The sequence below is a fragment of the Burkholderia sp. lig30 genome (assembly GCF_000687455.2).
Taxonomy (GTDB): Bacteria; Pseudomonadota; Gammaproteobacteria; order Burkholderiales; family Burkholderiaceae; genus Burkholderia.
In genome coordinates, this window is sequence record NZ_JGVW01000084.1 from 1 (window position 1) to 18,371 (window position 18,371).

Below are 18,371 nucleotides of genomic sequence, written 5' to 3' on the forward strand. Positions count from 1 at the left end.
CGAAGCCCGATTCGATGCGTATGCGACGATAGGTATCGTTCGGCCGGCCGATTTCGACGCCGGGCGCATGGCGGACGTCGGACACGATCTTGCCGTGCGAGAACGCGACGAAATTGCGGATCAGCGTGTCCGCGCGCTCCGGCGACACGTAGACGCGGTTCTCCGGAACGGTCTGCAGTGCGTCGTAGTGCGGCGCCTCGGTATGCCAGTAGAGCTGCATGTTCACGCCGCCCGGCCACGACACGACCGCATCGCGGCCGATCGGATCGGGGAACGTGTCGACGATCACGTCCGCGCCATGCGCGCGTGCCGATTTCACCGCCGCGTCCATGTCGGTCACGAGGTAGCCGGTGCGCTCCGCGCCGAACGGATACGGCACAGGCGTCTTGAAACCGAACACGGAGATCGTGCCCGACGGCGTGAACACGAGCTGCGACATCGTCTGGCTCGGCGTCGGCGTAACCTGGAATACGCCCTGCTTCGACTTGCTGCCGCCAAACGTCGCGACGAAGCTGTCCGTGAAGCGGTCGAAATCTTCCGGCGCGACGTACACGTGCGTCGTGTCGTATTGCGGGCCGACGGCGACCGACTGTGTCGCGACGGCCTTCGAAGGCGCCTTCGCAAACGATATGGGAGCGGCTGCCAGACCGCTTGCCATCACGAGAGCCAGCAATGCCGAGCGAATGGTTTTCATGGAAGGATTTCCTGGTTGTTTCATCGTACGGTCCGATCGATCATGCGCGGCTGTCGCCGGCCACATGATTCGCATCGCTGAGAATGGTCGCGAACACGAGCGCAAGACGCGCGAGCAGCAGGACCCACCGCGGCGAAAGCAGCGCGCGGATCCACGCCGGGCTGCCATGGTCAGTCCTCGTCGTCATGTCAGACCGCCCAGCAAGAGCAGCCTAGCGCCCCCCAGAAGCTCTTGAGATCCGCGACCGGGAGCGCGCTGCTCCATGCGGTCGCGTGCCGGTGCGCATGAATGCCGCAATTGTTCGCACACGCGCAGGCGCTCGCGGCCTCCCGCACAACGCGCTGCAACGAAGCCCCCTCTTCGCGATCGGCCCACGCACCGTAGCCGCCGAACGTACGCGCGGGCGACCAGTCGGGCATCGCCGGCGGCGGCGTGCCGTCGTCGAGGGCGGAGAACGGCCCAGTGCCGTAGACGACCTTGCCGCCGACGACCGTCAGCAGCGACGTGGTATCGGCAATGTCAGCCTCCGAGCAGGTGAAGAAATCGCGGTCGGGCACGATCAGGTCCGCGAGCTGCCCGACCATAATCCGCCCTTTCTTGCCCTCCTCGTTCGAGAACCACGTGACGTTCTCGGTCCACATCCTCAACGCGGTTTCACGGTCGACGCAGTTCGCGCGCGGATATAGCTGCAGACCGCCGACCGTCTTGCCGGTCACGAGCCACGCGAGCGAGACCCACGGGTTGTACGACGCGACGCGCGTCGCGTCGGTACCCGCCGACACCTGCACGCCGCGGTCGAGCATCCGCTTCACCGGCGGTGTCGCCTCGGCCGCCGCATTGCCGTAACGCTCGACGAAATACTCGCCTTGGTACGCCATCCGGTGCTGGACCGCGATCCCGCCGCCGAGCGCCGCGATCCGGTCGATCGAGCGGTCCGAGATCGTTTCCGCGTGATCGAAAAACCAGTGCAGTCCGTCGAGCGGAATGTCGCGATTCACGCGTTCGAACACGTCGAGCGCGCGGCTGATGGTTTCGTCGTAGGTCGCATGCATGCGCCACGGCCAGCGGTTCTGCGCCAGCACGCGCACGACCTCCTCCAGATCGCCCTCCATCTCGGGCGGCATGTCGGGACGCGGCTGCCGGAAATCCTCGAAATCCGCGGCGGAGAACACCAGCATTTCGCCCGCGCCGTTGTGACGAAAATAGTCCGAGCCGTCCTGGTAGCGCGACGTCGCGGTCCAGTTCAGGAAATCCTCCTTCTCCTGTTTCGGCTTCTGCGTAAACAGGTTGTACGCGAGGCGCACCGTCAGCAGGTTTTCCTTCGCGAGCTGCTCGATCACCGCATAGTCGTCCGGATAGTTCTGGAACCCGCCGCCCGCATCGATCGCACCGGTTACGCCGAGCCGGTTCAGCTCGCGCATGAAATGCCGCGTCGAATTGACCTGGTATTCGAACGGCAGCTTCGGCCCCTTCGCGAGCGTCGCATACAAGATCGCTGCATTCGGCTTGGCAAGCAGCAGCCCGGTCGGATTGCCGGCCGCGTCGCGGACGATCTCGCCGCCGGGGGGCGCGGGCGTGTCCTTCGTGTAGCCGACCGCACGCAGCGCCGCGGCATTCAGCAACGCGCGATCGTACAGATGCAACAGGAACACCGGTGTGTCCGGCGCGACGAGGTTCAGCTCCTCGATTGTCGGCAGGCGCTTCTCGACGAACTGGTGTTCGGTGAATCCGCCTACCACGCGCACCCACTGCGGCGCCGGCGTGACCGCAACCTGCCGGCGCAGCATGTCCATCGCGTCGGCAAGGCTGCGCACGCCATCCCAGCGCAGCTCCATGTTGAAATTCAGGCCGCCGCGAATGATGTGCAGATGGTTGTCGATCAGCCCCGGCAGCACGGGCCGCCCTTGCAGGTCGATGATCCGCGTGGCGGGTCCGGCCAGTTGCAGCGTCTCGTCGCCGCCGACATGCACGAAGCGGCCGTCGCGGATCGCCACGGCGGTGGCGTGCGGGTTGGCGCGATCGAGCGTCGCAAGGCGGCCGCGGTGCAGGATCAGGTCGGGGGGCGATTGCACGGTGTTGTCAGCCATGTCGGTGTTCTCCGGGATTCGGCTCGGTGGTGCCGGCGGACGCGACCGTCGGCGCCGGCGATTTCGGGCAGGTCGGCAGCTGGCCGAACATGTGCGGCTGCACCTGGTGCCGCAGGAACGACGTCTGCTGCGCCTGGGGCGCGACGAGGCGCTTCACGAGTGGCGGCACCTGCTCGCCAAGCAGAATCCCGAGCAGGCCGACCAGCGCAATGACGGGGGGCGCCGGCGAGCGCACGTTGAAGAGGCCGTAGATGACGCCGACGAGGACGCCCATCGCGAGTGACGCAACGTAGACTTTCATGACAGAGGGCTCCGTGAATGCCGCCCTGTGTGTGCCGGGCGGACGTGCGACGCGATCGTCGGCGCTACGCATGCGCTGCGAGAACGTCGACCGAGATCCCACTTTGTCAGCTCCGCGCGGATTCGTATTGAACGTAAGTCGCCAGATTTGAACAATTGCCGCAACGCCTGCGGTCATGCAACGCGGGTCGACATGAGGACGCAGATCGCATTGCGCGCGTCACGCGACTTGCCGACAAATTTGCTCACTATCGTTCAAGACCGGGCGTGATCGGAGACCTAACATTCGTCGTGTCATGGGCGCTGGTCGCATGTCGTCCCACGTTGATCGGGGTGCCGTGCCTGGTCACGCCCATGCAGCGCGCACTGCATCGCACCGCGATGTCACCGCGAATCCCGCACCGTCGGGCATCGCCCGCCCGCACCTTTCCCGATACCGGATCATCACGGAGTCCACCATGGCAAACCCGAAGCTTGAAGTTCTCACGCCGCACAACAGCCAGCTGATCTTCATCGACCATCAGCCGCAAATGGCATTCGGCGTGCAATCGATCGATCGGCAGACGCTGAAGAACAACACGGTCGGTCTGGCAAAGGCGGCGAAGATCTTCGATATCCCGACAACGATCACTACCGTCGAAACCGAGTCGTTCTCCGGCTACACGTATCCGGAACTGCTCGACGTGTTTCCCGGCCACAAGCTGCTCGAACGCACGTCGATGAACTCGTGGGACGACCAGAAGGTGCGCGACGCACTGAAGGCGAATGGCCGCAACAAGGTGGTCGTGTCGGGCCTGTGGACCGAGGTCTGCAACAATTCGTTCGCGCTGTGCGCGATGCTGGAAGGCGGCTACGAGATCTACATGGTCGCCGACGCATCGGGCGGCACCAGCAAGGACGCGCACGACTACGCGATGCAGCGCATGATCCAGGCCGGCGTCGTGCCGGTCACCTGGCAGCAGGTGCTGCTCGAATGGCAGCGCGACTGGGCGAACCGCGACACCTACGACGCGGTGATGAAGCTCGTGAAGGAGCACTCCGGCGCGTACGGGATGGGTGTCGACTACGCGTACACGATGGTCCATAAGGCGCCGCAACGCGCCGAAACGCCGCACGAGGCGCTGGCCCCCGTTCCGGCGCGCTGACGCGCGCGACACCGGCCGCCGCATCGCGAGGCGACGGCCGGCCGCGGGCCACGTTGAACCGGCCCGCGCGGGGCGTTCATTCGGCGAACGCCCCGCGTACCCGTTCGGCGAAACGCGCGACGAAAGTCTGCACCTTGCGCGAATGACGCCGGTTCGGCAGATACGCCGCATAACCCCGCGCATCCCCCGCCACCGGCTGCACTGGCCACGCGTCGAGGAGCGACAGCATCTCGCCTATCGTCCGGCACGAGCCGGGTCGGTACCAGTACGATCCCCTGGCCGCTCAGTACGCCTTCACGCAGGATGTCGCGACCGTTAGCGGTGAACCTGCCGTTCACCTCCACCTTTTCCGTGTGCCCTTCGCGCGTGAACACCCGGTTCTGCCGGCCCTGCCGGTCCGGAAAGCGCCGGCAGTGATGCCCGGCGAGATCGGCCGGCGCCGAACTGGAGTTCATCGCGCTCCCGGTGGGGGGCGGCGGCCCTCGATGCGCACGCAAATCGCTTCGGCACGCATCGCGTGCGGCACGGTAACTAGAGGCCGCCATCTCACGTGGAATACGGTCGCGCGGCAGCCAGCGCGCGGGTGACCGGGATGCCCGGGGATGGCGGCGACGGGGAGACATCACGCCAACATAATGACCGGAATACAATTGCCGACAGTGCGCCGACCGGCGGTCACGCCGCCCCCGCGCGCATGGCGTACCGGGCGACGCGAAGCGCATGGCCGCCCTGCCTGTGACTTCGACGTCCATTCGCCAGGCGGCCCCGGCCCGATGCCGGCCGGGGCGCGCTTCCATGCCGACAGGCATGTGCGCGGCTACCGCATGGAACGCTGCTTCGCGCCGCGGCGACACCAATTTTGGGGAAACGACATATGGCCCGGATCGTGCAACAGGCTGCGGCACCCCCGTCCGACAAGGACGCCCTCGGCTGCGTGTCGAACAACTTCGCGCAAGACGTCGAGCGGCAGACAGACACGTTCCATTTCTACCGGAAAGCGACGCGCGACGTGCGGCTCTCGCGCGTGACGACGTCCGCGTCGGATCGCGGCGTGCTGGTCGGCGTCTCGCTCGCCGACGGCCATCGCCGCGCGATCCTTCACGGTCGGCACGCGACGATGCACGATTTCGCGGTCGATTCCGTGTACGTGCGCGATTTCGCCGACGAATACCGCGCAGATCTCCACGCGAATTTCGATTTCGTGCTGGTCGAGATCCCGTTTGCGGTCTTGACCGATCTGGCCGGAGGGCGGGAAGTCCGCGGCTTCACGGCAACCGTCGCGCACCACGATCGCCTGCTTGGCCAGATCGGCCGCACGCTCGCGCTCGCGCTGGCCTCCGACGACGAAGCGAAACCGCTGCTGCTCGACCACCTCGGACTTGCGATCGGCATGCACGTGATGCACACGTATGGGCAGTCGCCGCGCCCACGCGGCGCGCGCCACACCGCGCTGTCCGCGTTACACGAGGCGCGCGCGAAAGACATGCTGATGGCGGGTGTGCGCTCGATCGACGATATCGCAAACGCGTGCGGGCTGTCGCGCAGCTATTTCATCAAGGCGTTCCGGGGGACGACGCACACGACGCCGCATCAATGGCTGATCGAGCAGCGCGTGGCGTCCGCGAAGGAACTGCTGTCTCGCGGCGACTGGACGCTCGAGCGGATTGCGCTCCATTGCGGCTTCTCGAGCCAGAGCCACTTCACCCAATCGTTCGCGAGGCTGACCGGCATGCCGCCGGGCGCATGGCGCCGTCGGACCGACGCGGACGAGCGCGATCGCTGAACGCAAGGCGTGACGATCGAGGCTATTCGCGGCGCTCGCGCCGCCAGGTCGCCGGCGGGGTGCCGACCATACTGGTAAATACGCGGGTCAGATGTGCCTGATCCGAAAAACCGCATTGCTGCGCGATATCCGCGATCGGCTCCATCCGGGCGAGCAGGCATTGCTTCACCCGCTCGACCTTATGCTCGAGCAGCCAGCGATGCGGGGTCGTGCCGACCGTCTGACGGAACGCCTTGATGAAATAGCTGCGAGACAATCCGCATGCGTTCGCGACATGCGAAATCGACATGTCGGTATTCGCATGCTCCGCGAGGATCGCCTTCGCGCGTTCGACCTGCCAGCCGGCCAGCATCCCCCGTGTCGGCAGCGTGCGTTCCGCGGTGCCATAGCGCTGCACGACATGAAGCTGGATGGCGTGTGCCAGGTGGCCGGCGAGCATCCGGCTGGCCGGCGTGCCGCTGCCGGCCGCCGTCAACAGGCCGCTCGACAGGCATTGCAGTACCGCATCGGGCTTGCCGCTCGGACAATCGAGATCGCCGACGTCGCGCAGGCCCATCGCGCGCGCCGATTCGATCAGCGCGCGCCGCGGCAAGCAGGCGAACAGCAGGTCGAACGGCTGGTCCAGCCGCGCGTGGTAACCTTCGCCGCCGCGCGTGATCCGCACGCCGGCGCGGCGCGCCGCGAGCCCTGCGTCCCCGGACGGCTCGCCGGGCCCGCCCGCCAGCAACATCCCGATCAGATACTGATCCGGCGACACCGAGAGCGCGACCGCGCCGAAACCCGGCGCGCCATAGCGGACTCGCGTCAACCCCGTGAAGCCATGCAATTCCGTCGACGCATCAAGCGACTCGATCGACGCGCCGTCGAACGCAGCCCGGATGCCCGTGGGCGTTGATTCCATCACGTTCATCAATTGGCTCCGTTCCTGTCCTGATTCCGCCCGTCCGTGCGCCCGTCGCTGCCAGGCCAGCGCGCCGTCCGGGAGCCGATATACGCGCAAGCATAATTGCGCAGGCTCGGCATCGATAGAACAATGTTGTACTTTTATCAGAAACGTCGTCCGGCTTTCGCACGTGCGCGCTTGCCCGCCTGCTACCGCAAGCGTTTGGCAAGTCGACATGCAGGCCTATGGCGTGCCGAAGGTCTGGAAACGGATGAACCGGGAAGGCATTGCGGTGGCACGCTGCACCGTCGAACGGCTGATGAAGCTGCAGGGTTTGCGTGGCGCAGTTCGCGGCAAGCGTGTCCGCACGACGATCCCGATATGGCCGCGCCGCACGCGCGGAAGCTCACTGCGCCTGACGGCATCACCGCCACATACAGTCCCCGCTGATCGGCGACCTTGTGGATTTTCTCGGCGGCTTCAATGCCCGCAACTGCGTGGCGGTGAGGATAAGAACGCCTCGAACGTATACCGTTAGCCGATACCGTCATATCGACGTGACGGTATCGGGCAAGGCCATCCGAGGGGGAAATCTCGATACCGTCATACCGACATTTCCTCCAGGTACTGTCCGGATCACAGCGGATCGCCGCGCACAGTACCCCCTGTTCTTTAACGGAAAAACAGGGAAAACCAGAGCGCCCGAAAGGACCCGGGAGCCGTTTGGATCACTCCCACTCGATCGTCGCCGGCGGCTTCCCCGAAATGTCATACACGACACGATTGATGCCGCGCACTTCGTTGATGATCCGGTTCGACGCGCGGCCCAGCAGCGCGTACGGCAGATGCGCCCAATGCGCGGTCATGAAATCGGTCGTCTGCACCGCGCGCAGCGAGGTCACGTAGTCGTACGTGCGGCCGTCGCCCATCACGCCCACCGACTTCACCGGCAGGAACACCGCGAACGCCTGGCTCGTCAGGTCGTACCAGCTCTTGCCGACGTCGGCTTCGCCGCACAGGCCCGCTGCCGCGTCCTGCGCGGTCGCGATCGTGCCGCGCAGCTCCTCGATGAAGATCGCATCGGCACGGCGCAGCAGGTCCGCGTACTCGCGCTTCACTTCGCCGAGGATCCGCACGCCGAGGCCCGGGCCCGGGAACGGATGGCGGTACACCATCTCCGGCGGCAGGCCGAGCGCGACGCCCAGCTCGCGCACCTCGTCCTTGAACAGATCGCGCAGCGGCTCGAGCAGCTTCAGGCCGAGCGTCTCCGGCAGGCCGCCGACGTTGTGGTGGCTCTTGATCGTCGTCGCTTTCTTGGTCTTCGTGCCGCCCGATTCGACCACGTCCGGATAGATCGTGCCCTGCGCGAGCCACTTCGCATTGCTCAGCTTCTTCGCCTCGGCCTGGAACACCTCGACGAACTCGCGGCCGATGATCTTGCGCTTCTGCTCCGGATCGGTCACGCCGGCCAGATGGCCGAGGAACTGCTCGGACGCGTCGACGTGCACGACCTTCGCATGCAGGCGGCCCTCGAACATGTCGAGCACCATCTGGCCTTCGTTCAGGCGCAGCAGGCCGTGATCGACGAACACGCAGGTCAGCTGGTCGCCGATCGCACGGTGGATCAGCGCCGCCGCGACGCTCGAATCGACGCCCCCCGACAGGCCGAGGATCACCTCTTCGTCGCCGACCTGCTCGCGGATGCGTGCAACCGCTTCCTCGATGTGATCGCGCATCACCCAGTCCGGCTTCGCGCCGGCGATGTCGAGCACGAAGCGCTCGAGCATCTGGCGGCCCTTCACGGTGTGCGTGACTTCCGGATGGAACTGCACCGCGTAGTAGCCGCGCGCCTCGTCCGCCATGCCGGCGATCGGGCAGCTCGGCGTCGACGCCATCAGCTTGAAGCCCGGCGGCAGCTCGGCGACCTTGTCGCCGTGGCTCATCCAGACCTTCAGCATCCCGTGGCCTTCGGCCGTCGCGAAATCCTGAATGCCGTCCAGAAGGCGCGTGTGGCCTTGCGCGCGCACTTCCGCGTAGCCGAATTCGCGGTGGTCGCTCCATTCGACCTTGCCGCCCAGCTGCACGGCCATCGTCTGCATGCCGTAGCAGATGCCGAGCACGGGCACGCCGAGATCCCACACTGCCTGCGGTGCACGCAGTTGATGGTCTTCGTACGTGCTCGCGTGGCTGCCCGACAGGATCACCGCCTTCGGCGCGAATTCACGCACGAAATCGTCGGACACGTCGTTCGGATGGATTTCGCAGTAGACGTGCGCTTCGCGGACACGCCGCGCGATCAGTTGGGTGACTTGCGAACCGAAGTCGAGAATCAGAATTTTGTCGTGCATGGCTGCGGACGGGATGAAGAACAAACGGATAAGAAAAGCAGCGCGTGACGCGCTGCGTCAAAAGCATGCCGGTCGGCGGCGGGCGGACATACCGCGCGGCGCCGCATGGCCGGTCAATCCTGCATCGGCGGACGGGTGTCGTCGAACCCGGCTGCGCCGTGCGTCGTGGCGGACGCGCCGGGCGCCGCCGGCGGACGCACCGCCACGACGGGCGCCGTCGTAGCCCCGGTGCCGGCGGCCAGTTCCACACGCTGCGCGACGGCCGCCGGCTCGCCCGAAGGCAACTGCGCCTTCTCGCCCTTCTCGCGCCGCCGCACGGCCGCGGCGAGTCGAACGCTGCCGAGCCCGGCAACCAGCAAGACCACACCGGCCGCCACCGACACCAGCTGGCCGAACGGCGCCAGCGCCGGGCTGCGCAAGCCGATCAGCCAGACCAGCATCACGACGCCCGTCAGCCAGTTCACGTGGCCGACGGCGCGCGCGACGCCGGTCGTCAGATCGCCGTTGATCGCCGCGTGCGCCGCCAGCCAGGCAAGGCCGGCCAGCGCGACGCCGAATGCCTGGCCGACCATCGCCGGCTCGACGCTCACCAGTTGCAGCGCGCCGAACAGCGCACGCCACGGCGTCAGCAGGAACAGCACGCCAAGCGCCAGCAGCAGCAGTGCGTCGACGGCGAGCACGGCGCGCAGCAACGGTTTCATCGGCGCTTAGTCCACGTGGTAGTTCGGCGCTTCCTTCGTGATCTGCACGTCGTGCACGTGCGACTCGCGCATGCCCGCTGCGGTGATCTGGACGAATTCGGCCTTCTCGTGCATCTCGTCGATCGTCTGGCAGCCGCAGTAGCCCATGCTCGCGCGTACGCCGCCGATCAGCTGGAAGATGATCGCGTTGACCGAGCCCTTGTACGCGACGCGGCCCTCGATGCCTTCCGGCACGAGCTTGTCGATGTTCGCCGAGTTGTCCTGGAAGTAGCGGTCCGCGGCGCCGTCCTTCATCGCGCCGACCGAGCCCATGCCGCGGTACGACTTGTACTGGCGGCCCTGATACAGGAATACATCACCCGGCGCCTCTTCCGTGCCCGCGAACATGCTGCCCATCATCACGGCGTTCGCGCCGGCGGCGAGCGCCTTCGACACGTCGCCCGAGAAGCGGATGCCGCCGTCGGCGATGCACGGCACGCCCGTGCCGCGCAGCGCGTCGGACACGTTCGCGATCGCGCTGATCTGCGGCACGCCGACGCCCGCGACGATCCGCGTCGTGCAGATCGAGCCGGGGCCGATGCCGACCTTCACCGCGTCCGCGCCGTACTCGACGAGCGCCTTCGCGGCCGAGGCCGTCGCGATGTTGCCGCCGATCACTTCGACGTGCGGGAAATTCTGCTTGACCCAGCGCACGCGCTCCAGCACGCCCTTGCTGTGGCCGTGCGCGGTGTCGACGACGATCACGTCGACGCCCGCCTGCACCAGCAGCTCGACGCGCTCCTCGTTGTCCGGGCCGACGCCGACCGCCGCGCCCGCGCGCAGCTTGCCGTGCTCGTCCTTGCATGCGTCCGGATGCTCGGTCTGCTTCGTGATGTCCTTGACCGTCATCAGGCCGCGCAGCTCGAACGCGTCGTTGACGACCAGCACGCGCTCGAGACGGTGGCTGTGCATCAGCGCCTTCGCTTCAGCGAGCGGCGTGCCTTCCTTGACCGTCACGAGGCGATCGCGCGGCGTCATGATCGACTTGACCGGCTCGTCCAGGCGCGTTTCGAAGCGCAGGTCGCGGTTCGTGACGATGCCAACGAGCTGCGGGCCCTCGACGACCGGGAAGCCCGAGATGCCGTGCTGCTGCGACAGCGCGATCACGTCGCGCACCTTCATCTGCGGCGGCACCGTGATCGGGTCGCGCACGACGCCGGACTCGAAGCGCTTGACCTTCGCGACTTCGCGGGCCTGCTCGGCGGGCGTCAGATTCTTGTGGATGATGCCGACGCCGCCTTGCTGCGCCATCGCGATCGCGAGGCGGCCTTCGGTGACGGTGTCCATCGCGGCGGACACGAGCGGCATGTTCAGGGAAATGTTGCGGGTCAGCCGGGTTTTGAGGCTGGTGTCGCGCGGCAGAACGTCGGAGAACGCCGGGACGAGGAGCACGTCATCGAACGTGAGTGCTTTTTGGATCAGACGCATGGCAAATCCTATGGGCGCAAAAGCGAATTATACGCGATGCGCGGCGGAATTTCACAACACGAACAACGGCTTAGCGGTTTTTTCACGTTTTGGGCGCCGAATCGTTCGGGTCCCGGCTCGACTCCCTTTCGATCCGTTTTCGTTTCGCCCCGGCGCGCACCGGTTCGCGCCCCGCACGCCACCATGCCGCCCCGCCGCCCGCACAATGCAGGAATAAACAAGACGAACGCCGCCGGCCTCGCTAAGATGCGCGCTCGTCAGTGAATTTCAGGTTGGAGAAGTCGATGCAGCGCGGTGTGGTGTATGGCGTGATGGCAGGCGCCTTGTGGGGCATGGTGTTTCTGGTGCCGAGGCTGTTGACGGACTTCTCGCCGCTGCTGCTGAGCGCCGGCCGCTATGCGATGTACGGCATCGTCTCGCTCGCCGCCGCGCTGCCGGCCGCCCGCTCACTCGCCGCGCGCCTGACGCGCGACGATCTGGTCGCGCTCGTCAAGCTCGCCATCGTCGGCAACGTCGCCTATTACATGCTGCTGTCCGGCGCGGTCCACCTGATCGGCATCGCACCCAGCTCGCTGATCGTCGGCGTGCTGCCCGTCACCGTCACGCTCGCAGGCCTCGGCGACCACGGCGCGGTGCCGCTCAAGCGCCTCGCGTTCCCGCTCGCGCTGGTCGTCGCGGGCATCGCCTGCATCAACGTCGACCTGTTCACGTCGGAGGCCGCGCACGCAACGACGCTCGCGCAAAAGCTCTCCGGCGTCGCCTGCGCGACGGGCGCACTCGCCAGCTGGACCTGGTACGCGGTCGCCAACGCCCGCTATCTGCAGCGCCACCACCATTTCGGCGGCAATGAATGGTCGGTGCTGTGGGGTGTCGTCACCGGCCTGATCGGCGGCCTGTGCTGGATCGGCATCGCGGCGCTGCCCGCCGGCACGCTGCAGCCCGAGCTGCCGGCGTCGCGCTGGCATCTGTTCTGGCTCCTGAATCTGGGGCTCGCGATCGGCGCGTCGTGGCTCGGCAACGGGCTATGGAATGCCGCGTCCAAGCGCCTGCCGCTTACGCTGTCAGGCCAGCTGATCGTGTTCGAGACCGTTTTCGCGCTGCTGTACGGCTTCATCTTCGATCACCGGCTGCCGCGCGCGCTCGAGATCGCGGCGCTCGCCCTGCTGCTCGCGGGGGTCTACGGCTCGGTGCGCCAGCATGGCGCGACGCACACCGCCGACGATCCGCTCAACCCCAACCTCAACGCGCACTGAGCGCGGCGTTTCGCCTGACGAATCGCCGCCGGTGCCCGGCGCCCGCTCGCGAACCGCGCGGCAAAGCCGGCGTCAGCGCGAATCCTTCGGCAGCCACTTGCGGCCTTCGATCGAGCCGTCGCGACGCGACTTGTCGACGCGGCGCTGGCGCGCGACCTTCGGATCGACGATCAGCGGCCGGTAGATCTCGACGCGGTCGCGATCGGCGAGCGGCGCGTCGAGCGGCGCGAGCTTGCCGAAAATGCCCGTCTTCGCCTCCGCGAGATCGATCTCGGGATGCCGCGCGAGCACGCCGCTCGCGTCGATCGCATCGCGGACCGTCGCGCCTTCCGGCAACGCGACCGCGATCAGCGTCTGCCGGTCCGGCAGCGCGTAACAGACTTCGATCGACAGCATCGCCTCACCCCCTGCCGTAACGCTGGTCCGCACGCTTGACGAACGACTCGACGAACGTGTTCGCAATGTGGTTGAAGACCGGCCCGATGATTTTCTCGAGCAGGATGCTCGAGAACTCGTAGTGCAGCGCGAACTCGATCTTGCACGCGTCCGCGCGCAGCGGCGTGAAGCACCAGTAGCCGGTGAACTTGCGGAACGGGCCGTCCGTGAATTCCATGTCGATGCGCGACGGGCGCTGCTGCGTGTTGCGCGTCGCGAAGTGCTGCTTGATCCCCTTGAAGCTGATGTCGATCCGCGCCTCCATGCCGGTCTCGTCCTGGCGGCGGATCTCTATGCCGCCGCACCACGGCAGGAAATTCGGGTAATCGGCAACGTCGGTGACGAGGTCGAACATCTGTTCCGCCGAATGACGGATCAATACGGTTTTCTGGACATCTGCCATAAATCGCGCGGCATCGCAAAAGTGAAGACGCAAGCCGGGCGATGAACGCCCCGCTTTGCTAAAATCGTAATTTTAAACGAGTTGGCCCGTTCCCTTCATGAGCATCATCGACAACAGGAAAGCGCACTTCGATTATCACATCGAGGAACGCTATGAAGCCGGGCTCGTGCTCGAGGGCTGGGAAGTCAAGGCGTTGCGCGCCGGGCGCGGCCAGATCAAGGAAGGCTACGTCGTCGTGAAGAACGCCGAGATCTTCCTGATCGGCACGCACATCAGCCCGCTGCCGGAAGCCTCGACGCACATCAAGCCCGATCCCGTGCGCACCCGCAAGCTGCTGCTGCACCGCGACGAGATCAAGAAACTGATCGGCAAGGTCGAGCAGCGCGGCTACACGCTCGTGCCCCTGAATTTCCACTACAAGGGCGGCCGCGTGAAGTGCGACATCGGCCTCGCGAAAGGCAAGAAGCTGCACGACAAGCGCGAGACGGAGAAGAAGCGCGACTGGGAGCGCGAAAAGGCACGCATCATGCGCGCTGGCACCTGACGCCGCACGCCGCCGCCCCCGCTCGCCTCACACGCCACGGCCCGCTCGACGCGGGCCGTTGTCATTGCGCGACGGCTTTCGGGCTCAGGCCTTGCCAGCCGGCACGCCGGACGCCCCATGCCTGACGATCGACAGCGCCGACGCGATCGCGGTACCGAGATCCGACAGGTTCGACGGCACGATCAGCGTGTTGCCCGCTTTCGCCAGGTTCGAGAACGCGCCGACGTACTGCTCGGCGACCTTCAGGTTCACCGCATCCATCCCGCCCTGCGACTGGATCGCCTGCGCGATCTTCTGGATCGCCTGCGCGTTCGCCTCGGCCACCGCGAGAATCGCCGCGGCCTCCCCCTGCGCCTGGTTGATCGCCGCCTGCCGCTCGCCCTCGGATTTCTGGATCGCCGCCTCGCGCGCGCCGGACGCGAGATTGATCTGCTCCTGCTTGCGCCCCTCGGATGCCGCGATCAGCGCCCGCTTCTCCCGCTCGGCGGTGATCTGCGCCTGCATCGCATGCAGGATCTCCTTAGGCGGCGTCAGGTCCTTGATCTCGTAGCGCAGTACCTTCACGCCCCAGTTCGCCGCGGCCTCGTCGAGCGCGGACACGATGCTGTGGTTGATGAAATCGCGCTCCTCGAAGGTCTTGTCGAGCTCGAGCTTGCCGACCACCGAGCGCAGCGTCGTCTGCGCGAGCTGCGTGATCGCGAGCACAAAGTTGCTCGCCCCGTACGACGCCTTCATCGGATCGGTGACCTGGAAATACAGCACGCCGTCGACCTGCAGCTGCGTGTTGTCGCGCGTGATGCAGACCTGGCTCGGCACGTCGAGCGGAATCTCCTTGAGCACGTGGCGGTAGGCGATGCGGTCGACGAACGGCATCACGATGTTCAGCCCCGGCGACAGCGTCGCGTGATAGCGGCCGAAGCGCTCGAGCACCCACGCATGCTGCTGCGGCACGATCTTCACTGTCTGCGACACGATCACCGCCGCAATGACGAGCGGCACGACCCAGACGATCATCGAGTCCATGAAGCGTTCCCTCCTTGTTATGTGTGGTTGATTCCCGAACGATCAGCCCCCGGGTTTCGCGACGACGACGAGACAGCTCCCCCGCACGGCATGCACCTGATAAACCTGCGCGTCGTCGCGCTCCCCGGCCGCGAGCTCGACGTCCCACTCGGCGCCGCGGTACTGGACGCGCGCATGGCGGCCATGCCATGCGTCGACCGTGACGGTCGCGCCGATGTCGAGATTGATGTCGGGATTGGCCGACGCGTCGCGCTTCTGCTTGCGCCCGAGCCCCGAGCGGCGCAGCGCGACCATCGCGACGACGGCGATGACGGCGGCAGCCGCGAACTGCCAGTGCGGCGCGGCGCCCGCTGCGTGCAGCAGGCCGCCCGCCAGGAAGCCGAGCGCGATCATCAGCAGGTAGAACGTCCCTGTCAGCAGCTCAGCCACGACCAGCACGCCGCCCCCGACCCACCAGAACAGATGCCCCGACATCATGTGGTCCCCTCCAAACGAAAACACCCCGGTGCTTACCGGGGTGTTTATAGCATGAACCTTGCGGTTCGCCCGCATCCGGACAGCTTGCCGCTGCTGTCCGGGCGGGGAATCGTGGCCGACGATTACTTGTGGGCGGCGATCGCCTGCCACGTCTCGATGACCGTGTCCGGGTTCAGCGAGATCGACACGATGCCTTCGTCGGTCAGCCATTGCGCGAAGTCCGGGTGATCGGACGGGCCCTGGCCGCAGATGCCGACGTACTTGCCCAGCTTGCGGCAGGTATCGATCGCGCGCTTCAGCAGGAACTTGACCGCCGGATCGCGCTCGTCGAAGTCGACTGCGAGCAGTTCCATGCCCGAATCGCGATCGAGGCCGAGCGTGAGCTGCGTCAGGTCGTTCGAGCCGATCGAGAAGCCGTCGAAGTGCTGCAGGAACTCTTCGGCGAGGATCGCGTTCGTCGGCACTTCGCACATCATGATCAGACGCAGGCCGTTCTCGCCGCGCTTCAGGCCGTATTTCGCGAGCAGGTCGACGACGCGCTCCGCCTGCTTCACGGTGCGCACGAACGGCACCATGATCTCGACGTTGGCCAGGCCCATCTCGTCACGCACGCGCTTGAGCGCGCGGCACTCCATCTCGAACGCCTCAGCGAAGTCCTCGGCGATGTAGCGCGATGCGCCGCGGAAACCCAGCATCGGGTTTTCCTCGTCCGGCTCGTAGCGCGAACCGCCGATCAGCTTCTTGTACTCGTTCGACTTGAAGTCGGACATACGCACGATCACGGGCTTCGGATAGAACGCCGCGGCGATCGTCGCGATGCCTTCCGTCAGCTTGTCGACGTAGAACGCACGCGGCGACGCATGGCCGCGCGCAACGCTCTCGACCGCCTTCTTCAGATCCTGGTCGATGTTCGGATACTCGAGGATCGCCTTCGGGTGGACGCCGATGTTGTTGTTGATGATGAACTCGAGACGCGCGAGGCCGACACCGGCGTTCGGCAGCTGCGAGAAGTCGAATGCCAGCTGCGGATTGCCGACGTTCATCATGATCTTCACCGGGATTTCCGGCAGTTCGCCGCGCTGCACTTCGGTGACTTCCGTCTCGAGCAGGCCGTCGTAGATCTTGCCTTCGTCGCCTTCCGCGCACGATACGGTGACGAGCGCGCCGTCCTTCAGCACGTCGGTCGCATCGCCGCAGCCGACGACGGCCGGCACGCCCAGCTCACGCGCGATGATCGCCGCGTGGCAGGTACGGCCGCCACGGTTCGTGACGATCGCCGCCGCGCGCTTCATCACCGGCTCCCAGTTCGGGTCGGTCATGTCGGCGACGAGCACGTCGCCCGGCTGCACGCGTTCCATTTCGGACGGATCCTGGATCACGCGGACCGGGCCCGCGCCGATCTTCTGGCCGATCGCGCGGCCCGTCGCCAGCACCTGCGACTGGCCCTTCAGCTTGAAGCGCTGCTCGGCCTTGCCGTGCGACTGGCTCTTCACCGTTTCCGGACGCGCCTGCAGGATGAAGATCTTGCCGTCGCGGCCATCCTTGCCCCACTCGATGTCCATCGGACGCTGGTAGTGCTTCTCGATGATGACCGCGTACTTCGCGAGTTCGATCACGTCCTCGTCGGTGATCGAGTAGCGGTTGCGCTGCTCGTTCGGCACGTCGACCGTCTTCACGCGGCCCGGCTCGCCCGGCTGCGTGAACTCCATCTTGATCAGCTTCGAGCCGATCGAGCGGCGGATGATCGGGTACTTGTCCTGCGCGAGCGTCGTCTTGAACACATAGAACTCGTCCGGGTTCACCGCGCCCTGCACGACCGTTTCGCCCAGGCCGTAGCTCGACGTGATGAACACGGCGTCCTTGAAGCCCGATTCGGTGTCGATCGTGAACATCACGCCGGCCGCGCCGACGTCCGAGCGGACCATGCGCTGCACGCCGGCCGACAGCGCCACTTCGGCGTGCGTGAAGCCCTTGTGCACGCGGTACGAGATCGCGCGGTCGTTGTACAGCGACGCGAACACGTGCTTCATGCGGTCGAGCACGTCGGCGATGCCGACGACGTTCAGGTACGACTCCTGCTGGCCGGCGAACGATGCGTCGGGCAGATCCTCGGCAGTGGCCGACGAACGCACGGCGAACGACAGCTCTTCCGGCGAGCTGTTCTGCAGGATTTCGAACTGCGCGCGGATTTCCTCCTCGAGACGCGGCTGCATCGGCGCGTCGACGATCCACTTGCGGATCTCGGCACCGGCTTCGGCGAGCGCCTTCACGTCGTCGATGTCGAGCGACTCGAGACGCTTCGCGATGCGGTCGGTGAGGTTGTTGTGCGTGAGGAAGTCGCGGAAAGCAAGCGCGGTCGTGGCGAAACCGGTGGGTACGCGCACACCTGCCTCGGCAAGCTGGCTGATCATCTCGCCGAGCGACGCATTCTTGCCGCCGACGATCTCCACATCAGTCATCCGCAACTGCTCGAACGGCATTACATACGCCTGATCCTTCGCGACGTTTGCTGCGTTAGTCATAGAAGCCCCTAAGTGTGAAAAAAATGCTCGATCGCGCAAGTGGGCTCGAACGCGGGCGCTTGCAAAAAGGCGCCTCGCGTCTTGCGCAACCTGTTAGATAAACAATCGCGTCGCGGGCCGTGACCCGGCCCGACTTGCAAAAAACCCGGCAGAAAGGCGAAAAAATGCATGAATCGCCGAACTTGCCGGGAATTTTTGACTGATTGCGGGGAGATGCGGGGAAAAACCGCATGCGGCGCATGCGCCCCCTGCAATTGCTTATCCAACAGGTTGCCGCTATTCTACCGTGCCGGCCGCCGGATGTGG

Annotated in this window: 18 protein-coding genes and 1 pseudogene; 5 read left to right on the forward strand and 14 right to left on the reverse strand. The window is 66.1% G+C overall.

What is annotated here, in order from left to right:
- From LIG30_RS14875 to LIG30_RS14885, 4 genes are all read right to left on the reverse strand, one after another.
- The coding region (locus tag LIG30_RS14875) for a glyoxalase (RefSeq protein WP_038713465.1) at nt 1-694 on the reverse strand (694 nt) is incomplete at its 3' end.
- Nucleotides 695-734: 40 nt separating this feature from the next.
- Nucleotides 735-881 carry a hypothetical protein gene (locus LIG30_RS25355; protein ID WP_200929689.1) on the reverse strand — a complete coding sequence of 49 codons (147 nt, stop codon included), beginning with the start codon at nt 879-881 and terminating at the stop codon, nt 735-737.
- Nucleotide 882: 1 nt separating this feature from the next.
- Nucleotides 883-2,781, reverse strand: a complete 1,899-nt coding sequence (locus LIG30_RS14880) for an amidohydrolase (RefSeq protein WP_038713381.1) — start codon at nt 2,779-2,781, stop codon at nt 883-885.
- Entirely contained in the window at nt 2,774-3,082 is a 309-nt protein-coding gene (locus LIG30_RS14885; protein ID WP_038713382.1) for a DUF1427 family protein, read from the reverse strand. The genes LIG30_RS14880 and LIG30_RS14885 overlap by 8 nt, the downstream gene beginning before the upstream one ends.
- 457 nt (nt 3,083-3,539) lie before the next feature.
- Here LIG30_RS14885 and LIG30_RS14890 point away from each other — a divergent pair, with 457 nt between their 5' ends.
- A complete protein-coding gene (locus LIG30_RS14890) occupies nt 3,540-4,226 on the forward strand; it encodes a hydrolase (RefSeq protein WP_038713383.1) in 687 nt (228 codons plus the stop codon).
- A 76-nt stretch (nt 4,227-4,302) separates the two neighbouring features.
- Here LIG30_RS14890 and LIG30_RS26810 read toward each other — a convergent pair whose 3' ends face one another.
- Nucleotides 4,303-4,455: a hypothetical protein gene (locus LIG30_RS26810; protein ID WP_160326701.1), complete on the reverse strand. Its 153-nt coding sequence runs from the start codon at nt 4,453-4,455 to the stop codon at nt 4,303-4,305.
- Nucleotides 4,456-5,100: 645 nt separating this feature from the next.
- Here LIG30_RS26810 and LIG30_RS14895 point away from each other — a divergent pair.
- A complete protein-coding gene (locus LIG30_RS14895) occupies nt 5,101-6,009 on the forward strand; it encodes a helix-turn-helix domain-containing protein (protein WP_038713384.1) in 909 nt (302 codons plus the stop codon).
- Between the two features lie 22 nt (nt 6,010-6,031).
- On the opposite strand, the gene LIG30_RS14900 is transcribed toward LIG30_RS14895, so the two are convergent.
- Nucleotides 6,032-6,919, reverse strand: a complete 888-nt coding sequence (locus LIG30_RS14900; protein ID WP_038713385.1) for a helix-turn-helix domain-containing protein — start codon at nt 6,917-6,919, stop codon at nt 6,032-6,034.
- Between the two features lie 187 nt (nt 6,920-7,106).
- Here LIG30_RS14900 and LIG30_RS26375 point away from each other — a divergent pair.
- Nucleotides 7,107-7,268: pseudogene (locus LIG30_RS26375) on the forward strand (IS3 family transposase); the annotation flags it as partial.
- Nucleotides 7,269-7,620: 352 nt separating this feature from the next.
- Here LIG30_RS26375 and guaA read toward each other — a convergent pair.
- From guaA to guaB, 3 genes are all read right to left on the reverse strand, one after another.
- Complete coding sequence (gene guaA, locus LIG30_RS14905; RefSeq protein ID WP_038713386.1) at nt 7,621-9,240, reverse strand: glutamine-hydrolyzing GMP synthase; 1,620 nt, start codon at nt 9,238-9,240, stop codon at nt 7,621-7,623.
- Between the two features lie 113 nt (nt 9,241-9,353).
- On the reverse strand, nt 9,354-9,941 hold the full coding sequence (locus LIG30_RS14910) for a hypothetical protein (protein ID WP_038713387.1): 588 nt from the start codon (nt 9,939-9,941) through the stop codon (nt 9,354-9,356).
- Nucleotides 9,942-9,947: 6 nt separating this feature from the next.
- On the reverse strand, nt 9,948-11,408 hold the full coding sequence (gene guaB / locus LIG30_RS14915; RefSeq protein WP_038713388.1) for an IMP dehydrogenase: 1,461 nt from the start codon (nt 11,406-11,408) through the stop codon (nt 9,948-9,950).
- 284 nt (nt 11,409-11,692) lie between these two features.
- On the opposite strand from guaB, the gene LIG30_RS14920 reads away from it, so the two are divergent.
- A complete protein-coding gene (locus LIG30_RS14920) occupies nt 11,693-12,661 on the forward strand; it encodes a DMT family transporter (RefSeq protein ID WP_038713466.1) in 969 nt (322 codons plus the stop codon).
- Between the two features lie 72 nt (nt 12,662-12,733).
- Here LIG30_RS14920 and LIG30_RS14925 read toward each other — a convergent pair whose 3' ends face one another.
- Both LIG30_RS14925 and LIG30_RS14930 read right to left on the reverse strand, forming a co-directional pair.
- A complete protein-coding gene (locus LIG30_RS14925) occupies nt 12,734-13,057 on the reverse strand; it encodes an RnfH family protein (protein ID WP_038713389.1) in 324 nt (107 codons plus the stop codon).
- A gap of 4 nt (nt 13,058-13,061) precedes the next feature.
- A complete protein-coding gene (locus LIG30_RS14930; protein WP_038713390.1) occupies nt 13,062-13,499 on the reverse strand; it encodes a type II toxin-antitoxin system RatA family toxin in 438 nt (145 codons plus the stop codon).
- 97 nt (nt 13,500-13,596) lie between these two features.
- Here LIG30_RS14930 and smpB point away from each other — a divergent pair, with 97 nt between their 5' ends.
- Nucleotides 13,597-14,043 (forward strand): SsrA-binding protein SmpB, encoded by a 447-nt coding sequence (gene smpB, locus LIG30_RS14935; protein ID WP_038713391.1) that lies wholly within the window; start codon nt 13,597-13,599, stop codon nt 14,041-14,043.
- A gap of 84 nt (nt 14,044-14,127) precedes the next feature.
- On the opposite strand, the gene LIG30_RS14940 is transcribed toward smpB, so the two are convergent.
- From LIG30_RS14940 to ppsA, 3 genes are all read right to left on the reverse strand, one after another.
- The gene (locus tag LIG30_RS14940; RefSeq protein ID WP_038713392.1) at nt 14,128-15,066 is read right to left on the reverse strand and encodes an SPFH domain-containing protein; all 939 of its coding nucleotides are present in this window, start codon (nt 15,064-15,066) and stop codon (nt 14,128-14,130) included.
- A gap of 42 nt (nt 15,067-15,108) precedes the next feature.
- Complete coding sequence (locus LIG30_RS14945) at nt 15,109-15,543, reverse strand: NfeD family protein (RefSeq protein WP_038713393.1); 435 nt, start codon at nt 15,541-15,543, stop codon at nt 15,109-15,111.
- A gap of 122 nt (nt 15,544-15,665) precedes the next feature.
- Nucleotides 15,666-18,065 (reverse strand): phosphoenolpyruvate synthase, encoded by a 2,400-nt coding sequence (ppsA, locus tag LIG30_RS14950; RefSeq protein ID WP_038713394.1) that lies wholly within the window; start codon nt 18,063-18,065, stop codon nt 15,666-15,668.
- Nucleotides 18,066-18,371 lie beyond the last annotated feature (306 nt).

Excerpts from the sequence above, each read along its gene's own strand:
- LIG30_RS14890 (WP_038713383.1), top strand. The coding sequence starts at position 3,540 with ATGGCAAACCCGAAGCTTGAAGTTCTCACGCCGCACAACAGCCAGCTG.
- LIG30_RS14945 (WP_038713393.1), bottom strand. The coding sequence starts at position 15,543 with ATGATGTCGGGGCATCTGTTCTGGTGGGTCGGGGGCGGCGTGCTGGTC.
- LIG30_RS14920 (WP_038713466.1), top strand. The coding sequence starts at position 11,693 with ATGCAGCGCGGTGTGGTGTATGGCGTGATGGCAGGCGCCTTGTGGGGC.
- LIG30_RS25355 (WP_200929689.1), bottom strand. The coding sequence starts at position 881 with ATGACGACGAGGACTGACCATGGCAGCCCGGCGTGGATCCGCGCGCTG.
- LIG30_RS26810 (WP_160326701.1), bottom strand. The coding sequence starts at position 4,455 with ATGCTGTCGCTCCTCGACGCGTGGCCAGTGCAGCCGGTGGCGGGGGAT.
- LIG30_RS14910 (WP_038713387.1), bottom strand. The coding sequence starts at position 9,941 with ATGAAACCGTTGCTGCGCGCCGTGCTCGCCGTCGACGCACTGCTGCTG.
- LIG30_RS14885 (WP_038713382.1), bottom strand. The coding sequence starts at position 3,082 with ATGAAAGTCTACGTTGCGTCACTCGCGATGGGCGTCCTCGTCGGCGTC.
- LIG30_RS14930 (WP_038713390.1), bottom strand. The coding sequence starts at position 13,499 with ATGGCAGATGTCCAGAAAACCGTATTGATCCGTCATTCGGCGGAACAG.
- guaB (WP_038713388.1), bottom strand. The coding sequence starts at position 11,408 with ATGCGTCTGATCCAAAAAGCACTCACGTTCGATGACGTGCTCCTCGTC.
- smpB (WP_038713391.1), top strand. The coding sequence starts at position 13,597 with ATGAGCATCATCGACAACAGGAAAGCGCACTTCGATTATCACATCGAG.
- ppsA (WP_038713394.1), bottom strand. The coding sequence starts at position 18,065 with ATGACTAACGCAGCAAACGTCGCGAAGGATCAGGCGTATGTAATGCCG.
- LIG30_RS14940 (WP_038713392.1), bottom strand. The coding sequence starts at position 15,066 with ATGGACTCGATGATCGTCTGGGTCGTGCCGCTCGTCATTGCGGCGGTG.
- LIG30_RS14900 (WP_038713385.1), bottom strand. The coding sequence starts at position 6,919 with ATGAACGTGATGGAATCAACGCCCACGGGCATCCGGGCTGCGTTCGAC.
- guaA (WP_038713386.1), bottom strand. The coding sequence starts at position 9,240 with ATGCACGACAAAATTCTGATTCTCGACTTCGGTTCGCAAGTCACCCAA.
- LIG30_RS14925 (WP_038713389.1), bottom strand. The coding sequence starts at position 13,057 with ATGCTGTCGATCGAAGTCTGTTACGCGCTGCCGGACCGGCAGACGCTG.
- LIG30_RS14895 (WP_038713384.1), top strand. The coding sequence starts at position 5,101 with ATGGCCCGGATCGTGCAACAGGCTGCGGCACCCCCGTCCGACAAGGAC.
- LIG30_RS14880 (WP_038713381.1), bottom strand. The coding sequence starts at position 2,781 with ATGGCTGACAACACCGTGCAATCGCCCCCCGACCTGATCCTGCACCGC.